The sequence below is a fragment of the Pseudomonas lyxosi genome (assembly GCF_047758685.1).
Classification (GTDB): domain Bacteria; phylum Pseudomonadota; class Gammaproteobacteria; order Pseudomonadales; family Pseudomonadaceae; genus Aquipseudomonas; species Aquipseudomonas lyxosi.
On record NZ_CP180481.1, the window covers coordinates 1,218,466 to 1,234,113 of the forward strand.

General features: G+C 59.2%; 14 protein-coding genes. 7 read left to right on the forward strand and 7 right to left on the reverse strand.

All coding sequences use genetic code 11. From position 1 onward, the window contains the following. Window positions 1-31 precede the first annotated feature (31 nt). Both ppk1 and hemB read right to left on the reverse strand, forming a co-directional pair. Window positions 32-2,254, reverse strand: coding sequence for a polyphosphate kinase 1 (gene ppk1 / locus ACMXYI_RS05785; protein WP_415772160.1), 2,223 nt, complete (start codon window positions 2,252-2,254; stop codon window positions 32-34). Between the two features lie 18 nt (window positions 2,255-2,272). After that, window positions 2,273-3,286 (reverse strand): porphobilinogen synthase, encoded by a 1,014-nt coding sequence (gene hemB, locus ACMXYI_RS05790; protein WP_008150323.1) that lies wholly within the window; start codon window positions 3,284-3,286, stop codon window positions 2,273-2,275. Between the two features lie 208 nt (window positions 3,287-3,494). On the opposite strand from hemB, the gene ACMXYI_RS05795 reads away from it, so the two are divergent. Then, window positions 3,495-4,118, forward strand: coding sequence for a DedA family protein (locus ACMXYI_RS05795; protein ID WP_415772161.1), 624 nt, complete (start codon window positions 3,495-3,497; stop codon window positions 4,116-4,118). Here ACMXYI_RS05795 and ACMXYI_RS05800 read toward each other — a convergent pair. Beyond that, a complete protein-coding gene (locus tag ACMXYI_RS05800; protein WP_415772163.1) occupies window positions 4,099-5,334 on the reverse strand; it encodes a sterol desaturase family protein in 1,236 nt (411 codons plus the stop codon). The genes ACMXYI_RS05795 and ACMXYI_RS05800 overlap by 20 nt on opposite strands. Before the next feature lie 115 nt (window positions 5,335-5,449). Here ACMXYI_RS05800 and elbB point away from each other — a divergent pair, with 115 nt between their 5' ends. Continuing rightward, entirely contained in the window at window positions 5,450-6,118 is a 669-nt protein-coding gene (elbB, locus tag ACMXYI_RS05805; protein ID WP_033060653.1) for an isoprenoid biosynthesis glyoxalase ElbB, read from the forward strand. Window positions 6,119-6,167: 49 nt separating this feature from the next. On the opposite strand, the gene ACMXYI_RS05810 is transcribed toward elbB, so the two are convergent. The 3 genes from ACMXYI_RS05810 to ACMXYI_RS05820 form a co-directional block, all read right to left on the reverse strand. Continuing rightward, window positions 6,168-7,337: an IS4 family transposase gene (locus ACMXYI_RS05810; protein WP_415768078.1), complete on the reverse strand. Its 1,170-nt coding sequence runs from the start codon at window positions 7,335-7,337 to the stop codon at window positions 6,168-6,170. A gap of 192 nt (window positions 7,338-7,529) precedes the next feature. Next, the gene (locus tag ACMXYI_RS05815) at window positions 7,530-7,985 is read right to left on the reverse strand and encodes a YaiI/YqxD family protein (RefSeq protein WP_095126973.1); all 456 of its coding nucleotides are present in this window, start codon (window positions 7,983-7,985) and stop codon (window positions 7,530-7,532) included. 108 nt (window positions 7,986-8,093) lie between these two features. After that, a complete protein-coding gene (locus ACMXYI_RS05820) occupies window positions 8,094-9,992 on the reverse strand; it encodes an FTR1 family protein (RefSeq protein WP_415772165.1) in 1,899 nt (632 codons plus the stop codon). Between the two features lie 152 nt (window positions 9,993-10,144). Here ACMXYI_RS05820 and ACMXYI_RS05825 point away from each other — a divergent pair, with 152 nt between their 5' ends. From ACMXYI_RS05825 to ACMXYI_RS05845, 5 genes are all read left to right on the forward strand, one after another. After that, window positions 10,145-11,545, forward strand: coding sequence for a COG3014 family protein (locus tag ACMXYI_RS05825; RefSeq protein ID WP_415772167.1), 1,401 nt, complete (start codon window positions 10,145-10,147; stop codon window positions 11,543-11,545). Window positions 11,546-11,752: 207 nt separating this feature from the next. Further along, window positions 11,753-13,144, forward strand: a complete 1,392-nt coding sequence (locus tag ACMXYI_RS05830) for a COG3014 family protein (protein WP_415772168.1) — start codon at window positions 11,753-11,755, stop codon at window positions 13,142-13,144. Window positions 13,145-13,159: 15 nt separating this feature from the next. Beyond that, window positions 13,160-13,531 (forward strand): YcfL family protein, encoded by a 372-nt coding sequence (locus ACMXYI_RS05835; protein ID WP_283182138.1) that lies wholly within the window; start codon window positions 13,160-13,162, stop codon window positions 13,529-13,531. Between the two features lie 39 nt (window positions 13,532-13,570). After that, window positions 13,571-14,158, forward strand: coding sequence for a penicillin-binding protein activator LpoB (gene lpoB, locus ACMXYI_RS05840; protein ID WP_282376149.1), 588 nt, complete (start codon window positions 13,571-13,573; stop codon window positions 14,156-14,158). A gap of 3 nt (window positions 14,159-14,161) precedes the next feature. Continuing rightward, window positions 14,162-14,905 (forward strand): penicillin-binding protein activator LpoB, encoded by a 744-nt coding sequence (locus ACMXYI_RS05845; RefSeq protein ID WP_415772171.1) that lies wholly within the window; start codon window positions 14,162-14,164, stop codon window positions 14,903-14,905. A 53-nt stretch (window positions 14,906-14,958) separates the two neighbouring features. Here the strand turns inward: ACMXYI_RS05845 and ACMXYI_RS05850 are convergent, their stop codons facing one another. Continuing rightward, entirely contained in the window at window positions 14,959-15,591 is a 633-nt protein-coding gene (locus ACMXYI_RS05850) for a LysE family transporter (RefSeq protein WP_008150302.1), read from the reverse strand. Between the last annotated feature and the right edge of the window lie 57 nt (window positions 15,592-15,648).

The following is a 15,648-nucleotide window of genomic DNA, read 5'->3' on the forward strand; positions in this document are numbered from 1 at the left end:
GATCGCCATTTTTTATTACCCGACGTCAGCGTTAACGAACGGTCAGAATCGGGCTGCCCAAACGCTCCAGCAAAGTCGCCTGCGCACTACGCGGGTTCTGGTTACCCGTCGGCGTGTTGCGGATGTAACGACCGTCCGCCTGCAGGCTCCAGCTGTGGGTGTTATCGGTGAGATACAGCTCCAGCTCTTTCTTGACCCGCATGATCAGCTTCTTGCCCTCGACCGGGAAGCAAGTTTCGACGCGCTTGTCGAGGTTGCGCTCCATCCAGTCGGCGCTGGACAGGAACATCTGCTCTTCGCCGCCATTGAGGAAGTAGAAGACCCGGGTGTGTTCCAGGAAACGCCCGATGATCGAGCGCACGTGGATGTTGTGCGAAACCCCGGCAATGCCCGGACGCAGGCAGCACATGCCGCGCACCACCAGATCGATACGCACCCCGGACTGACTGGCCTTGTACAGCGCGCGGATGATCTTCGGATCGGTCAGCGAGTTGAACTTGGCGATGATGTGCGCCGGTTTGCCGTCGAGGGCGAACTGGGTCTCGCGGGCAATCATGTCGAGCATGCCCTTCTTCAACGTGAACGGCGCGTGCAGCAGCTTCTTCATGCGCAGGGTTTTACCCATGCCGATCAGCTGGCTGAACAGTTTGCCGACGTCTTCACACAAGGCGTCATCCGAGGTCAGCAGGCTGTAGTCGGTATACAGACGGGCGTTGGCCGCGTGGTAGTTGCCGGTACCCAAGTGGGCGTAACGGACAATCTCGCCAGCCTCGCGACGCAAGATCAGCATCATCTTGGCGTGGGTCTTGAAGCCGACCACGCCGTAAATCACCACCGCACCGGCCGCTTGCAGACGGCTGGCCAGTTGCAGGTTGGACTCTTCGTCGAAGCGTGCACGCAGCTCGATCACCGCAGTGACTTCCTTGCCGTTACGCGCCGCATCGACCAGCGCATCGACGATTTCCGAGTTGGCGCCGGAGCGGTACAGGGTCTGACGGACCGCCAAAACATGCGGATCCTTGGCAGCCTGGCGCAACAGGTCGACCACCGGGGTGAAGGACTCGAACGGGTGCAGCAACAGGATGTCCTGCTTGCTGATCACGCTGAAGATGTTCTCGCTGTTCTGCAGCAGTTTCGGGATCTGCGGGGTGAACGGCATGTATTGCAGCGCCCGCTGACTGTCCAGGCCGGTGATGCTGAACAGGCGGGTCAGGTTGACCGGACCGTTGACCTGATACAGCTCGGTTTCGTGCAGGTTGAACTGCTTGAGCAAGTAGTCGGACAAATGTTTCGGGCAGGTGTCGGCGACTTCCAGGCGCACCGCGTCACCGTAGCGACGCGAGAACAACTCGCCGCGCAGGGCGCGGGCCAGGTCTTCTACATCTTCGGTGTCGACGGCGAGGTCGGCGTTTCGGGTCAGACGGAACTGGTAGCAGCCCTTGACCTTCATGCCCTGGAACAGGTCATCGGCGTGAGCGTGGATCATCGACGACAGGAACACGTAGTTGTCGCCCGAGCCGCCCACTTCTTCCGGCAACTTGATGACGCGCGGCAACAGGCGTGGCGCCGGGATGATCGCCAGACCGGAATCACGGCCGAAGGCGTCGATACCTTCGAGCTCGACGATGAAGTTCAGGCTCTTGTTCACCAGCAACGGGAACGGGTGCGTCGGGTCGAGGCCGATCGGGGTAATGATCGGCGCGATCTCGTCGCGGAAATAGCGACGCACCCAGGTCTTGATCTTGGTGGTCCAGTGACGCCGACGGATGAAGCGGACCTGATGTTTCTCCAGTTCCGGCAACAGAATGTCGTTGAGGATCGCGTACTGGCGGTCGACGTGACCGTGTACCAGTTCGCTGATGCGCGCCAGGGCCTGGTGCGGTTGCAGGCCATCGGCGCCCGCCTGTTCACGAGCGAAGGTGATCTGCTTCTTCAGGCCGGCCACACGAATCTCGAAGAACTCGTCCAGGTTGCTGGAGAAGATCAGCAGAAACTTCAGCCGCTCCAGCAACGGGTAGGACTCATCCAGCGCCTGCTCCAGCACGCGGATGTTGAACTGCAGTTGCGAGAGCTCGCGATGGATGTACAGGCTGCTGTCATCCAGGCCGGGAATGGCAATCGCTGGCGCCGCTATTGCGGTCTCGGTCACCGCCGCGGGAGCGGCAGGCTCCAGTTCCGGCGGGGTTTCGGCGATTTGCTCCACCACAGGTTGAGCGTCTTTTACGGCAACTTCAGTGAGCACTTCGGTATTCATCGAATGTTCCTGGGAGGGCTATTTTTGCTCTCGTAACAATTGAGCAGCACGGACGGCAAAGTAAGTCAGGATGCCATCAGCGCCTGCACGTTTAAAAGCGGTCAGGGATTCGAGGATAACCCCTTCGCTCAACCAGCCATTCTGGATTGCCGCCATGTGCATGGCATATTCACCGCTGACCTGATAAACAAAGGTCGGCACTTTAAATTCTTCTTTGACCCGGTAGAGGATATCCAGATACGGCATGCCTGGCTTGACCATGACCATGTCCGCGCCTTCTGACAAGTCCGCCGCCACTTCGTGCAGGGCTTCGTTGCTGTTGGCCGGGTCCATCTGATACGAGGCCTTGTTGGCCTTGCCCAGGTTCAGCGCCGAACCGACCGCATCGCGGAACGGGCCGTAATAGGCGCTGGCGTACTTCGCCGAGTAGGCCATGATCCGCACGTTGACGTGATCGGCCAGCTCAAGCGCTTCGCGGATCGCCTGGATGCGACCGTCCATCATGTCCGACGGGGCCACCACCTGAGCGCCGGCTTCGGCGTGGGACAGTGCCTGCTTCACCAGTGCGTCGACGGTGATGTCGTTCTGCACGTAGCCTTCTTCGTCGAGGATACCGTCCTGGCCATGAGTGGTGAACGGGTCCAGGGCGACGTCAGTGATCACACCCAGTTCAGGGAATTGCGCACGCAACGCGCGAGTGGCGCGCTGGGCAATGCCGTTGGGGTTCCAGGCTTCGGCGGCGTCCAGAGACTTGAGCTCCGGCGGCGTCACCGGGAACAACGCCAAGGCCGGAATCCCCAGCTCGACCCACTTGGCCGCTTCTTCAAGCAACAGATCGATGGTCAGGCGCTCGACGCCTGGCATCGACGCCACCGCTTCGCGACGGTTTTCACCGTCCAGCACGAACACCGGCAGGATCAGATCGTCGACGGTCAGAACGTTTTCACGGACCAGTCGACGCGAAAAATCATCACGGCGATTGCGACGCAGGCGGGTTGCTGGAAACAAACGGTTGGCGGGGGTAAAGCTCACGGCAGACTCCTGAGCCCGCGCTGGCGGGCGAGCGTGACAGTTATAAGCGGCCATTATGACGAACGTATTACAGTTATGTGCACCCCTGTGACAGGTAGTCGCATTCCATTGTCGTTGTAGGAAATGTTCACGTCGAGACACATTTGGACACTTTCATGAATGTTCCCGAAGGGTTAGGCTGCGCGTTCATTTCGCCAGCATCCAGACAATGCTCCAACAATTTCTTCAGGAATTCGGCTACTTCGCCCTCTTTCTCGGCACGTTTTTCGAAGGCGAAACCATTCTGGTGCTCGCAGGCTTCCTCGCGTTCCGCGGATACATGGACCTCAAAGTGGTCATGATCGTGGCGTTCCTCGGCAGTTATGCCGGTGATCAGCTGTGGTATTTCCTGGGGCGCAAGCACGGCCGCAAGTTGCTGGCGCGCAAACCGCGCTGGCAATTGATGGGCGACCGGGCGCTGGAACACATCCGCAGGCACCCGGACATCTGGGTACTGAGCTTCCGCTTTGTCTATGGCCTGCGCACAGTGATGCCGGTGGCGATCGGCCTGTCGGGCTATCCGCCGGGACGTTATCTGCTGCTCAACGGGATTGGTGCCGCGATCTGGGCCGCGGCGCTGGCTGCCGCTGCCTATCACTTCGGTGCGGTACTCGAAGGCATGCTCGGCAGCGTCAAGAAGTACGAGCTGTGGGTGCTTGGCGCCCTGCTGATACTGGGCTTTTGCCTGTGGTTGCGCCGACGCCTCAAGAACGCCCGTCTGGCGAAGAAGATCTACGCCGACGAGCAGGCTGAACTGGCCAAATCTGCCGAGACTAAGACGCCAGCCGAGTGAAACGGTTTCTGCAACAGTAGAGACCGATTCCACTGAGCAGGCTGTAACTCAACAGGCCCACCCAACCTGCCGCGCTGGCCGGCCACAGCCCAACGACCGGCGCCAGCCACACCAGCGGTACATTCGACGCCAGGCGCAGCAGCTCCAGCTTCAGCGCCCACGGGCGATTCTCCAGGGCCACGCCCAACGTAAACAAACCCAGCGCCACGGCACTCCAGCCGAGCACCAGCGCGGCGGTTGGCAAACTCTGCTCCAGGTTCATCAAGTAGCTGCCCAGCGCGATGTAGACGCAGAACTGCAACACGACGTAAAGCTGCTGACGCCCGTCCAGCGGCACCTCGAATTTCCGGAACTGACTCAGGTCTGGCTTATTCATCGGGTATTTGGCGGCCACATCCGCCGGCCGCCAACCGGTGCGCATGAACCAGATGCGCAGCTTGTCCCATTTGCTTTGCGCACGCCGCGCGTCATCCCATAGCTGCGCGTAGAACTGCACATTCGCCCACAACGGATTCCAGCTCGCGAGCGGCGTGGTGACACCGAAAATCACCGGCTCGTTATCGTCCTCTTCCTGGAACGAGCCAAATAGACGGTCCCAAATAATGAACACCCCGCCGTAGTTGCGATCCATGTAAAGAGCGTTCTGTGCATGGTGGGCCCGATGATTGGACGGCGTGACGAAGAACCACTCGAACCAGCCGAGCTTGGGAATGTGTTTGGTATGCACCCAGAATTGGTACAGCAAGTTCAGCGACGCAACGCTGATGAACACCAGCAACGGCACGCCGAGCACGGCCATCGGCAGGTAGAAGATCCAGCTCAGCAGGAAGCCGGTACTGGTCTGGCGCAGGGCCGTGGACAGGTTGTAGTCCTCGCTCTGGTGATGCACCGAATGCGCCGCCCAGAGGATGTTGCGTTCGTGGCCCATGCGATGCAGCCAGTAGTAGCAGAAGTCGTAGAGGACGAAGGCGAAAACCCAGACCCAAACGCTGTCAGCCGAAAGTTCGAACAGCCCCAGATGCTTGAGGGCAAACGCATATGTCACCAGGCCGACGCCTTTGGTCAACAGGCCGGTGGTGGTCGACAGCACGCCGGTGCTCATGCTGTTGATCGCGTCCGCCACACGATAATTGCTCACTCCGCGCCAACGGTCGGCCAGCAGTTCGACGGCAATCAGCACAAAGAAAAACGGCACCGCATACAGAATGAAGTCCATGACGCGCCCTGATCGGAATCTTGAGGACAGATCCTAGGTGTAGCCGCGAATTAACCCTATGGCAACGAGTGACAAATTAGTGGACATTTAACGCCATGAATCTGGAGAAAAGCCCATGAGCAAAAAAATTGCAGTGATCCTATCCGGCTGTGGCGTGTACGACGGCGCCGAGATCCACGAAAGCGTGATCACCCTGCTGCGTCTGGACCAACGGGGGGCTCAGGTACAGTGTTTCGCACCGAACATCGCGCAGCTACATGTGATCAATCACCTGACCGGCGAAGAAATGCCCGAGTCGCGCAACGTGCTGGTGGAATCGGCGCGGATCGCCCGAGGCAACATCAAGGATATCCGCGAGGCGGACGTGGAAGACTTCGATGCGCTGATCGTTCCAGGCGGTTTCGGGGCGGCCAAGAACCTGTCGAACTTCGCCGTCGAAGGCGCCGGCTGCACCGTGCAACCGGAAGTCCTGGCGCTGGCTGAGGCCTTTGCCGAGGCCGGCAAACCAGTCGGGCTGATCTGCATCTCGCCGGCGCTCGCGGCGAAGATCTATGGACCGGGCGTGACCTGCACCATCGGCAACGACGCCGATACTGCCGCCGCCATGAACAAGATGGGCGCTACACACGCAGACTGCGCGGTAACTGACATCGTTGAAGACAAAGCTCGCAAACTGGTCAGCACCCCGGCGTACATGCTGGCGCAGAGCATCAGTGAAGCGGCTTCGGGCATCAACAAACTGGTCGACCGCGTCCTCGAACTGACCCACGAAAACGACGCCTGACCCCTGATCGTTCCCACGCTCTGCGTCACTAGTGTCCGGTAAAACCTTTTCAAAGCTGAAGGCTGCCTTGGGCAGCCTTCAGCTTTGTTCGCTTTTGCCTTCGCTGTTCAAGGTGTTCAATGCTTAATGGGCGTTCGAACAAGCTGTGGGTTAGCCGAATGGCAAAGTCTGAAATAGATCCCGAGCAACCTGAACGGCGCTGATAAAGATGCAGCAAAAGATAGGTAATCAAGGCGCTGTAGATCTGCAAACGAACGGCATTTTCAGAGAAGCCGAAATACCGTTTGAGCTTGAGGTTTTGCTTGATCCACTTAAAAAACAGTTCGATCTGCCAACGTTGTTTGTACAGATCGGCGATCTCCTCCGCTGAGCGAGAGAAGTCGTTGGTGACCAGAATCAATGGCGTTTCGTGGTCCTCTCGGCGGATCTGAACCCGACGCACAGCCTGATTTTGGTAGAGATTCGGACGTCGAGTGTTCAGGTATTTCTTCCCGAACAATACCGATTCGTCCGCCTCAATGAATTCGGGTGCATCCTTTTCCCTCAAATTTTCTACCGGCTTTAGATTGGCGTTTTTCTTCAGTCGGGTGACGAAGAAAGAACCCATCTGATCAATCTGGTGCCACCAGTTGTAGTCGCAGTAACCCTTGTCGAAAACGTACGTCATACCTGCTTCAAGCGGCATGGTCAGGGCATCGCTCAGATCGTTGACGTTGGCGGCGGTGATGTTTACGTAAGTCGGGGCTGTTTGCTGTGGATCGATGGCCACATGTACCTTCAAGCCTTGGGTTATGCGGGTTTTCGTCGCGGTGGTCCATTCGTCAAAACCGGGTCCGCGCAGGCTGATCGAGGTCGAATCGATCAGGGTGATCATGGCTTCGAGCGACTTGCGCTGCTTGCGGCCAATGCCTTGAAGCAAGTGCTCACAGGCCAGCCGAAACGGCTCTGAGCTGCGCTTGTTCAACGCATCACAAAGGGTCGAACGCACCATGTTCTTGGCGTTGAGGTGGTGGCGATGGGGTTGCAGCGACTGCGAGGCTGTCGCCAACGTACGCAAGCTTTTGGCTTGCGTCAGCTGACCGTAAATCAGCGTGACGAGCAGATCCCAGGACGTGAATTGTTTGGCGTAACGATCAGCGCCACAGCGTTTGACGGCGGCTTTGAAGAGCTGATGAGGAAGGGCTTGAAGCATTTGCGCAAATCGAGTGCTGCTGAACATGGGCGAAAATCAAGTCTGAAAACCTGATTATTGCTTACGAAGCAGGCACAGCAAGGGGGAGCAAGCTCCCCCTTCGGTTTTTACCGGACACTAGTGACGCTCTGCGTGGGAATGCAGCCCGGGACGCTCTGCGTCCCAAAAGCCGAACGCGGAGCGTCCGTTGAGGCATTCCCACGCGGAGCGTGGGAACGATCAATGGGAACGGGAAAGTCGCGTGAGGATCCGGTCCAGCGCATTGGCAAATGCCTGCTTCTCACGCTCGCCAAACGGCGCTGGCCCGCCGCTCATCTGCCCCTGTTCACGCAAATCGGTGAACAGGTTTCGCACCGCCAACCGATCGCCCATGTTCTGCGCATCGAACTCTTTGCCCCGCGGATCCAGCGCCGCAACGCCCTTTTTCACCAGACGGTCGGCCAGCGGCACATCGCTGCAGATCACCAATTCGCCGGGGACCGCGTATTCCACCAGATAGTCGTCAGCGGCATCCGGACCGCTTGGCACCACGATCAGCTTCACCAGGGCCAAACCCGGTTTGATCTGCGGCTGTCCGGCCACCAACACCACTTCGAACTGGCGCTTGAGGGCGAACTTCACCACCAGATCCTTGGCCGCCCGGGGGCAGGCATCGGCATCGATCCACACACGCATTGTGTTTTCCTCTGTTAAAAAGCATCGCGGGCAAGCACGCTCTCACAAGGTTAACGCTAAACCTGTGGGAGCGTGGCTTGCCCGCGAATGTGAGCGCAGCGAATGCTCTTAAGAAACCTGCACCCGCCGCTTCTCAGCCAGCCGACTACGGCTATACAGCACGATGATCGCCATGATCGCCACCGCCTGCGCACTCAGCGAATACGCATCAGCGTGGATCCCCAACCAGTCGAAGTCAAAGAACGGCACCGGCCGGGTGCCGAAGATCCCGGCTTCCTGCAACGCCTTCACGCCATGCCCGGCAAACACCACCGACAACGCGCACAGCAGGCCGGCGTTGATACTGAAGAACAACGACAGCGGCAGCTTCGCCGAACCGCGCAGGATCACCCACGCCAGACCGACCAACAACACCAACGCCGTCGCGCCGCCAGCGAGCACCGCGTTATGGCCCGCTGGACCTGCCTGCAGCCACAGGGTCTCGTAGAACAGAATCACTTCAAACAGCTCGCGATACACCGAGAAGAACGCCAGCGTCGCAAATCCGAAACGCCCGCCGCCGCCCACCAGGCTGCTCTTGATGTAATCCTGCCAGGCCGCCGCGTGACGACGGTCGTGCATCCACACGCCGAGCCAAAGCACCATGACAGCGGCGAACAACGCCGTCGCACCTTCCAGCAATTCGCGTTGCGAGCCGCTGACATCGATCACATACGCCGCCAACGCCCAAGTCCCGAGACCGGCCAGCAGCGCCAAGCCCCAGCCGACGTTGACGCTGCGCACCGCCGATTGCTGGCCGGTATTGCGCAGGAACGCGAGGATCGCCGCCAGCACCAGAATCGCTTCCAGGCCTTCGCGCAACAGAATCAACAAACCGGAGATGTAGCTCAGGGACCAACTCAAACCATCGCTGCCCAGCAGGCCGGCGGATTCCTTCAACTTGGCCTTGGCTGCGTCCAGGCGCTCCTGAACCTGGGCCACCGGCAAACCGTCCTGCAACGACTGACGGTAAGCCATCAGCGATTTTTCAGTGTCTTTACGCACGTTGGCGTCGACGTTATCCAGAGAGCTTTCGACCAGTTCGAAACCCTCCAGATAAGCCGCCACCGACAGGTCATAGGCCTGATCGTGATCACCGACACGGTAGGCTGCGATGCTCTTGTCCAGCGTTGCGGCGGTGTAGTCGAGCAACTGCGCCGGGCCACGCTTGACCTGCGGCGGTTGCGCTCGCTGCTCACGGAAGGTCGCCGCCGCTTGCGGCCCCTCGGCGGCCTGCACTTCTGCGGGAGTCTGACGGGCCAGGTCGGCGATGTTGTAGGTCTTCTCGGCTTTTGCAGCCGCCGGGTCGGCGCTGAAGCTGGCGATGTAGGTCGCCAGGTCCCAACGCTGACGATCGTCCAACTGATCGGCGAAGGCCGGCATGTCGGTGCCTTCGACACCGAGGCCCAGTGTGCTGTAGATCGCGTAGAGGCTCAGGTGATCCAGCCGCGCCGTGTCACGCAGATTGGACGGTGGCGGTGTCAGACCGACACCCGCCGGGCCATCCCCGGCACCCGCGTCACCGTGACACACCGAACAATGCTGAGCGTATAGCGGCGCACCACGGGTCGGATCCGGCGTAATGATCGGTGCCTGGCTGACTTCATAGGCCACCGCCAGCTTGGCGCCGAGTTGCCGTGCCTGACGGCCGACGTCCGCGCCGTCCTGACGCGCAGTGATCGCGTTGCGCAGTGTGCTGACGCCCTGCTCCAGTCCGGCTTTTTCCGGTTTGGCCGGCATCGCGGCGATCAAGCCTTGCAGCGCCTTGATAAATTCCAGCTGTTCTTGGTATTCGGCCTTATTGATGACCTTGCCCGCTTGCACCGTTTCCGGGTAATCCGCACCGATGTAATCGAGCAAATGCAGCGCTTGCGGCGCGCCTTCCACGGTGTCGGCCAGCAGGTTGAAACTGCACAGGGCAAACAACGGCAACATCAGCCAGGCCAGGAAACGGGACGGGGCAGTCATGAATGAATCTCAATTGGAAATACGAAGTAACACATTGTTCACTTCCAATGACTTTCACTCAAGCTTTGTTGGTGTTTCAAGCGCTACGGCGGGTACAGTTAGCGGCAAATTGCCATCCTCCGCCGGTTTCGTTCAGGGAAGAATCTTCGATTATGCGTTCACGCCTATTTTTCTCGCTGCTGCTAAGCCTTGCCTTGCAGCTGAGCGGTTGCGCTGCCTACCGCAACTACGACCTGGAACTGGAACAAACCACCCTTCAGTTGAAATCAGGCAATCCCGATGACGCGCTCGCGCTGCTTGAGCTGCACAATCCGGCGGAAGAAAGGGATCTGCTCTACTACTTCGAGAAAGGCGCAGTGCTGAGTGCCGCTGGCGCGCTACCCCAGAGCCAGATCGCCTGGCGCAGTGCCGAGCAAATGGTGATCCAGCGTCAGGACACCGTCGAATCGACCGGCACCCAACTCTTGTCCGCGATGGGCAATCACTGGGGCAGCATCATCAACGACAAACTGCGCCGCTACGATGGCTACGACTACGAAAAAGTCATGCTGACCACGCAAATGGCCTTGAACCAGTTGGCGGTCAACGACTTCGACGGCGCACGGGCCGACATCAAAAAAACTCACGAACGTGAAGCATTGATCGCCCGACAACGGGAGCAGGAATACGAGCGGCTCGAAGAAGAAGCCAAGGCGCAGGGCGTGCGCGTGCGCTACAAGGATCTTCAAGGCTACCCCGTGACCACCCTCGACGCCCCCGCCGTGATTGCACTGAAAAACGGCTATCAAAGTGCGTTCAGTCACTACCTGGCGGGGTTTACCTATGAAGCGCTGGGTGAGCGGGATCTCGCCGCACCGGGTTATCGCCAGGCCATTGAGTTGCGACCCGACCTGCCCTTCTTCGAACAGGCATTGCGCGAACTCGACAAACCCAGGGCCAAGGCTGGCGAAAGCGACGTGCTGATCATCGTACAAAGCGGACTGGCGCCGGCGCGCAGTTCGGTTCGCGTTCCCTATCCGGTGCGCCTGGAGGACGACCAGGTGATCGTCGCCAACGTGTCGTTTCCAGTGATGGTCCCCGATACCTCGACCCCGGTCTTCACGCAGATGAGTATCGACGGCCGCAAACAAAAACTGATTCCCGTCAACAGCATCACCGATATGTCGCTGCGCACGTTGCGCGACGACATGCCGGGAATCATTCAACGCACGGCCCATCGCGCCTTTCTGGCGGCTTCCGTCCAGGGCACGGACAACCGACGCAACCCGAGCAAAGCCTCTTACGTGACCCAGCATGATGGCTTCGAGCACGCGGACACCCGCACGTGGCGCACCTTGCCCAATATCACCCTGGTGGCGCGCCTGCGCCTGAAAAAAGGCGAACACCTGATCAGCCTGCCGAACGTCCCGGGCACGACGCCTCTGAAAATCCGGATCGACCAGAACCACCAGGTCATTGGCCTGCGGGCGTTAGGTGATCGGATTTACAGCAGCGGTGTAGCCTTCGAGCCCTCCTCTATGCCTGAAAACAAGGGGGTATCCGGCCTGAAATAAGTAATGGCACCAAACACCTTCCATGGAATTAAAAAGCCATTACATGGCCAGCATCCTTGCTTATAATGTCGCGCCTTCGTTATTGCGAAACGGCATTTAAGCTCCTCTTTTTATGAGGAATTGGCAGGAGGCCAACATGCCCGCCAGTAGGTCCCATCAGCCCGACCAGCATTTGCGGCTGCTTACATTCAGGGAAGAAGTACCCCAATGGCATCCCGCGCCCTTACCTCGATCGCGCTCAGCGCCGTCACCTTGCTCTCCGGCTGCTCGGCGTTTCGCAACTACGACTCCGAACTGGCCCAAACCAACCAGCAACTGGCGGCCGGCAATGTCGATGCCGCGTTGACCCTGCTGGAAAAGAACAACACAAGCCCGGACAAAGACCTGCTCTATTACTTCGAAAAGGGTGAATTGTTGCGCGCAAAAGGTGACCTGTCCGGCAGCCAGAACGCCTGGACCAGTGCCGATCAGGTAGTGGGCAAGTGGGAAGACTCGGTCAAGCTTGATACCGGCAAATACCTCGCCCAGTTCGGCAGTTTCGTGGTGAACGACAAGGTCCGTCGCTACGAAGGCTACGACTACGAAAAAGTCATGCTGACCACGCAGATGGCCCTCAACCTGCTGGCAGTAAACGACTTCGACGGCGCGCGCATGTCGATCAAAAAGACCCACGAACGCGAAGCAGTGATCGCCGACCTGCGCGACAAGGAGTACCTCAAGAGCGAAGAGGAAGCCGAGAAAGAAGGCGTCAAAACCCAGTACAAGGATTTGCAGGGTTACCCGGTCGCCAGCCTCGACGCACCGGAAGTGGTCAGCCTGAAAAACAGCTACCAGAGTGCGTTCAGCCACTACCTGGCCGGCTTCGTCTACGAAGCCCTGGGTGAAAAAGACCTGGCTGCACCGGGCTATCGCAAAGCCGCCGAACTGCGCCCGAACACGCCGCTGCTGGAACAGGCGCTGGTCAATCTCGACAAGCCAAGTAAGAACGAGGACAGCGACATCCTGATCGTCGTGCAAAGTGGTCTGGCGCCGTCGCGCGATTCGATCCGCATCCCATTGCCCTTGCCGATCAGCAACCAGTTGGTGATCACGCCACTGTCGTTCCCGATCATCAAGCCAGATACCTCCACCGCCACGCTCACTCAGATTGGCGTGGACGGTCAGCAACTGAACCTGACCGCACTCAACAGCACCACCGCCATGTCCCGTCGCGCCCTGCGTGACGATATGCCGGGCATCATCCTGCGTACCACCGTGCGTGCCGTGACCAAAGGCGTGGCGCAGAAGCAGATCAACGAAACCAACCCACTGGCGGGCCTGGCGGTCGGAATCTCTTCAGCCGTGCTCGAAGGTGCCGATACCCGTACATGGCGCACCCTGCCGGACTACACGCAAGTGGTGCGTCTGCGCTTGAAGAAAGGTGAGCACCAAGTCACCCTGCCGAGTGCCGTGGGCGGTTCGGTGGTCAAGGTCACCGTCGATCAGCGTTACCAGGTCATCAGCTTGCGCGCCGTGGGCAATCAAGTGTTCGCCAGCGGCCTGGCTACGCATGTGATCCCGAGCGCCAACCCGACCGCCGTGGCCAGCCTCAAACCTTAAGAACGGAGTCTTTGCATGCGTTTCAAACTCATCGCTGTTGTCGCCCTGGCCCTGCTGGCCGGGTGCGCCACCCCGCCACCGCCGGAACCTGGCAGCGCCGCCAGCAAGGTCGTGGCCATGGGCAAGCTCAAGAACATCGTGGTCGGCGCCATGCGCGTTGCCCGGGAAAATGGCTTCATGACGGTCAACGCGCAGCTGAGCAACACCAGCTTCAACAACAAGACCTTTTACTACCGTTTTGCCTGGCTAGGCCCTGAAGGCTTCCCCGTCGCCGAAGAAGAAACCTGGAAAAGCCAGATGATGTACGGCGAGCAGACCAGCTTCATTCAGGCCATTGCGCCAACCGCCAAAGCCGTGGATTTCCGTCTCGAAATCAAAACGCCTTAAGCCCGACACCCTATTCGTTCAGTTCTAGAGAGCATTCCCATGTTTGCACGCTTTTCGTTCATTGCCGTTATCGCCCTTCTGGCCAGCGGTTGCGCCAACACTTCGCCGACCCTGGGCAGCAAAAGCATCAGCTATGGCGACACCAAGGCTGTAGAAACCGTGACCAACGAGTTCGGTTCCACCGACCTGCAGATGATCGCTGAATCCATGACCCGCTCCCTGGCCCAGTCCGGCATTCTGCAAGGCCGCCCGGTGGTTCAGGTCTACGACGTGAAGAACAAGACCAGCGAGTACATCGATACGCGTGAAATCACCACCAGCATCAAGACTCAGCTGATGAAGACGGGCACCGCCCGTTTCGCCAGCGACAACACCGCCATGCAGAGCCAGGTCGACCAGCTCAAGCTGCAAAACCAGAGCGGTCTGTACAAGAAGAACACGGTGGCCAAGACCGGCAACATGATCGCCGCCAAATACCGTATCGAAGGTTCGATCAGCTCGATCGTCAAGCGCAGCAGCGACTACAAGGACGTTTTCTACAAATTCAGCCTGCAATTGATTGACGTTGAAAGCGGTCTGGCCGAGTGGATGGACGAGAAAGAGATCCGCAAGACCACGGAGCGTTAATCAATGCGCGCATGGATTGGCATAATGGCCCTGGCTTGCGCGTTCAGCGTGCAAGCGGCCCCGAAAGTCGCGGTGACGGACCTCGCGTACCAGGAGCGAGTGGAGCAGTACATCCACATCGTTTCGGCACAGAGCAACCACAGCCAGAGTTACTACGGCGCCAGCGGGTCTTCGAGCTACAACGAAATCGAAGCCACCACCAGCTACATCGAACAAGGTGAATTGCGCAAATTCACCGGCGACATAAAGGGCGAGATTCTTCGTACCGGCATGTTCCAGCTGGTCCAGGGCACGCCTTATACATCGGCGTCCAAGGGTGACGTCTATGACGTGATCAAGCGGATCAAGGCCGGCAACTTCAAAGGCGCCGACTACGTGTTGTTCGGCACCGTGTCGGACATCGACTTCAACAACGACATCAACGAGCTCGCCAACACCGACAGCTATTCGGCGGTGCTGGCGTTGACCCTGGTGGCGGATTTCAGCCTGATCAATACCAAGACCTTCGAAATCACCTCGGCCTTCACGGCGATGGGCGAAGGTCAGGACACCAAACTGATGAACCATCGGGACATCCGTGTCTCGCTGAACCGCCCGCGGGTGGTGCGTGACGTGTCCAAGTCCTTGGGGGAAGACGTGGCAGGGCAACTGAGCCAACAGCTCGGTGGCGGCGGTTACGAACAACCGGGCCAGGCCCCGCTGCGCAATAATCTGCCAGCGGACATAGCGCCGGTCATTCTGCGCTGAACCCTGAAACTAGTAAGGCGACCCAAGGGTCGCCTTTTTTGTGCCTGGCGGCTTTACACCACCGCTTTGCGAAGGGTCGCCATGAACGCCGCCGCACCGATGAACAGCCCGGCAAACGTGCGGTTCATGCGTCTCTGCTGCTTGGGCGTGCGCAACATCCGCAACACCTTCGATGCAAGTCCGGTGTAACCAGCCATGACGATCAGGTCGACGCAGATCATGGTCACACCGAGGATCAGGTACTGCGCCACCAGCGGTGCATGCGGATCAATGAATTGCGGCAGCACCGCGAGCATGAACACCAACGCCTTGGGGTTGCTGACGTTCACCAGGAAACCCCGGAACACCAGCGCCATCGGCTTGCCGATTTGCCGGACGGCCGCATCGTCGCTCATGTCATGGGGCAGCGCGCGCCACTGCTTGACCGCCAGGTAAACCAGATAGGCCACGCCAAACCATTTGATCGCGTAGAAAGCGGTGGCCGACGCCGCGAGGATTGCACCGACACCGGCGGCGACAATCGCAATCTGTAACGCCAGACCCAGTTGCAGGCCCAAGGCGTTCCAATAACCGCGCCAGAAACCATATCGCAGACCGCTGGACATCGACGCAATGGCGCCGGCACCGGGAGACAGACTGATCACCCAGCAGGCGGCAAAAAACGCCAGCCATGTTTGAAGCACCATCGCACACCTCGACTCAGACTCGTGACAGACGTCTAAGCTAATGCGGCTTTGGGCCGA

Excerpts from the sequence above, each read along its gene's own strand:
- ppk1 (WP_415772160.1), bottom strand. The coding sequence starts at position 2,254 with ATGAATACCGAAGTGCTCACTGAAGTTGCCGTAAAAGACGCTCAACCT.
- ACMXYI_RS05795 (WP_415772161.1), top strand. The coding sequence starts at position 3,495 with ATGCTCCAACAATTTCTTCAGGAATTCGGCTACTTCGCCCTCTTTCTC.
- ACMXYI_RS05800 (WP_415772163.1), bottom strand. The coding sequence starts at position 5,334 with ATGGACTTCATTCTGTATGCGGTGCCGTTTTTCTTTGTGCTGATTGCC.
- elbB (WP_033060653.1), top strand. The coding sequence starts at position 5,450 with ATGAGCAAAAAAATTGCAGTGATCCTATCCGGCTGTGGCGTGTACGAC.
- ACMXYI_RS05810 (WP_415768078.1), bottom strand. The coding sequence starts at position 7,337 with ATGTTCAGCAGCACTCGATTTGCGCAAATGCTTCAAGCCCTTCCTCAT.
- ACMXYI_RS05815 (WP_095126973.1), bottom strand. The coding sequence starts at position 7,985 with ATGCGTGTGTGGATCGATGCCGATGCCTGCCCCCGGGCGGCCAAGGAT.
- ACMXYI_RS05820 (WP_415772165.1), bottom strand. The coding sequence starts at position 9,992 with ATGACTGCCCCGTCCCGTTTCCTGGCCTGGCTGATGTTGCCGTTGTTT.
- ACMXYI_RS05825 (WP_415772167.1), top strand. The coding sequence starts at position 10,145 with ATGCGTTCACGCCTATTTTTCTCGCTGCTGCTAAGCCTTGCCTTGCAG.
- ACMXYI_RS05830 (WP_415772168.1), top strand. The coding sequence starts at position 11,753 with ATGGCATCCCGCGCCCTTACCTCGATCGCGCTCAGCGCCGTCACCTTG.
- ACMXYI_RS05835 (WP_283182138.1), top strand. The coding sequence starts at position 13,160 with ATGCGTTTCAAACTCATCGCTGTTGTCGCCCTGGCCCTGCTGGCCGGG.
- lpoB (WP_282376149.1), top strand. The coding sequence starts at position 13,571 with ATGTTTGCACGCTTTTCGTTCATTGCCGTTATCGCCCTTCTGGCCAGC.
- ACMXYI_RS05845 (WP_415772171.1), top strand. The coding sequence starts at position 14,162 with ATGCGCGCATGGATTGGCATAATGGCCCTGGCTTGCGCGTTCAGCGTG.
- ACMXYI_RS05850 (WP_008150302.1), bottom strand. The coding sequence starts at position 15,591 with ATGGTGCTTCAAACATGGCTGGCGTTTTTTGCCGCCTGCTGGGTGATC.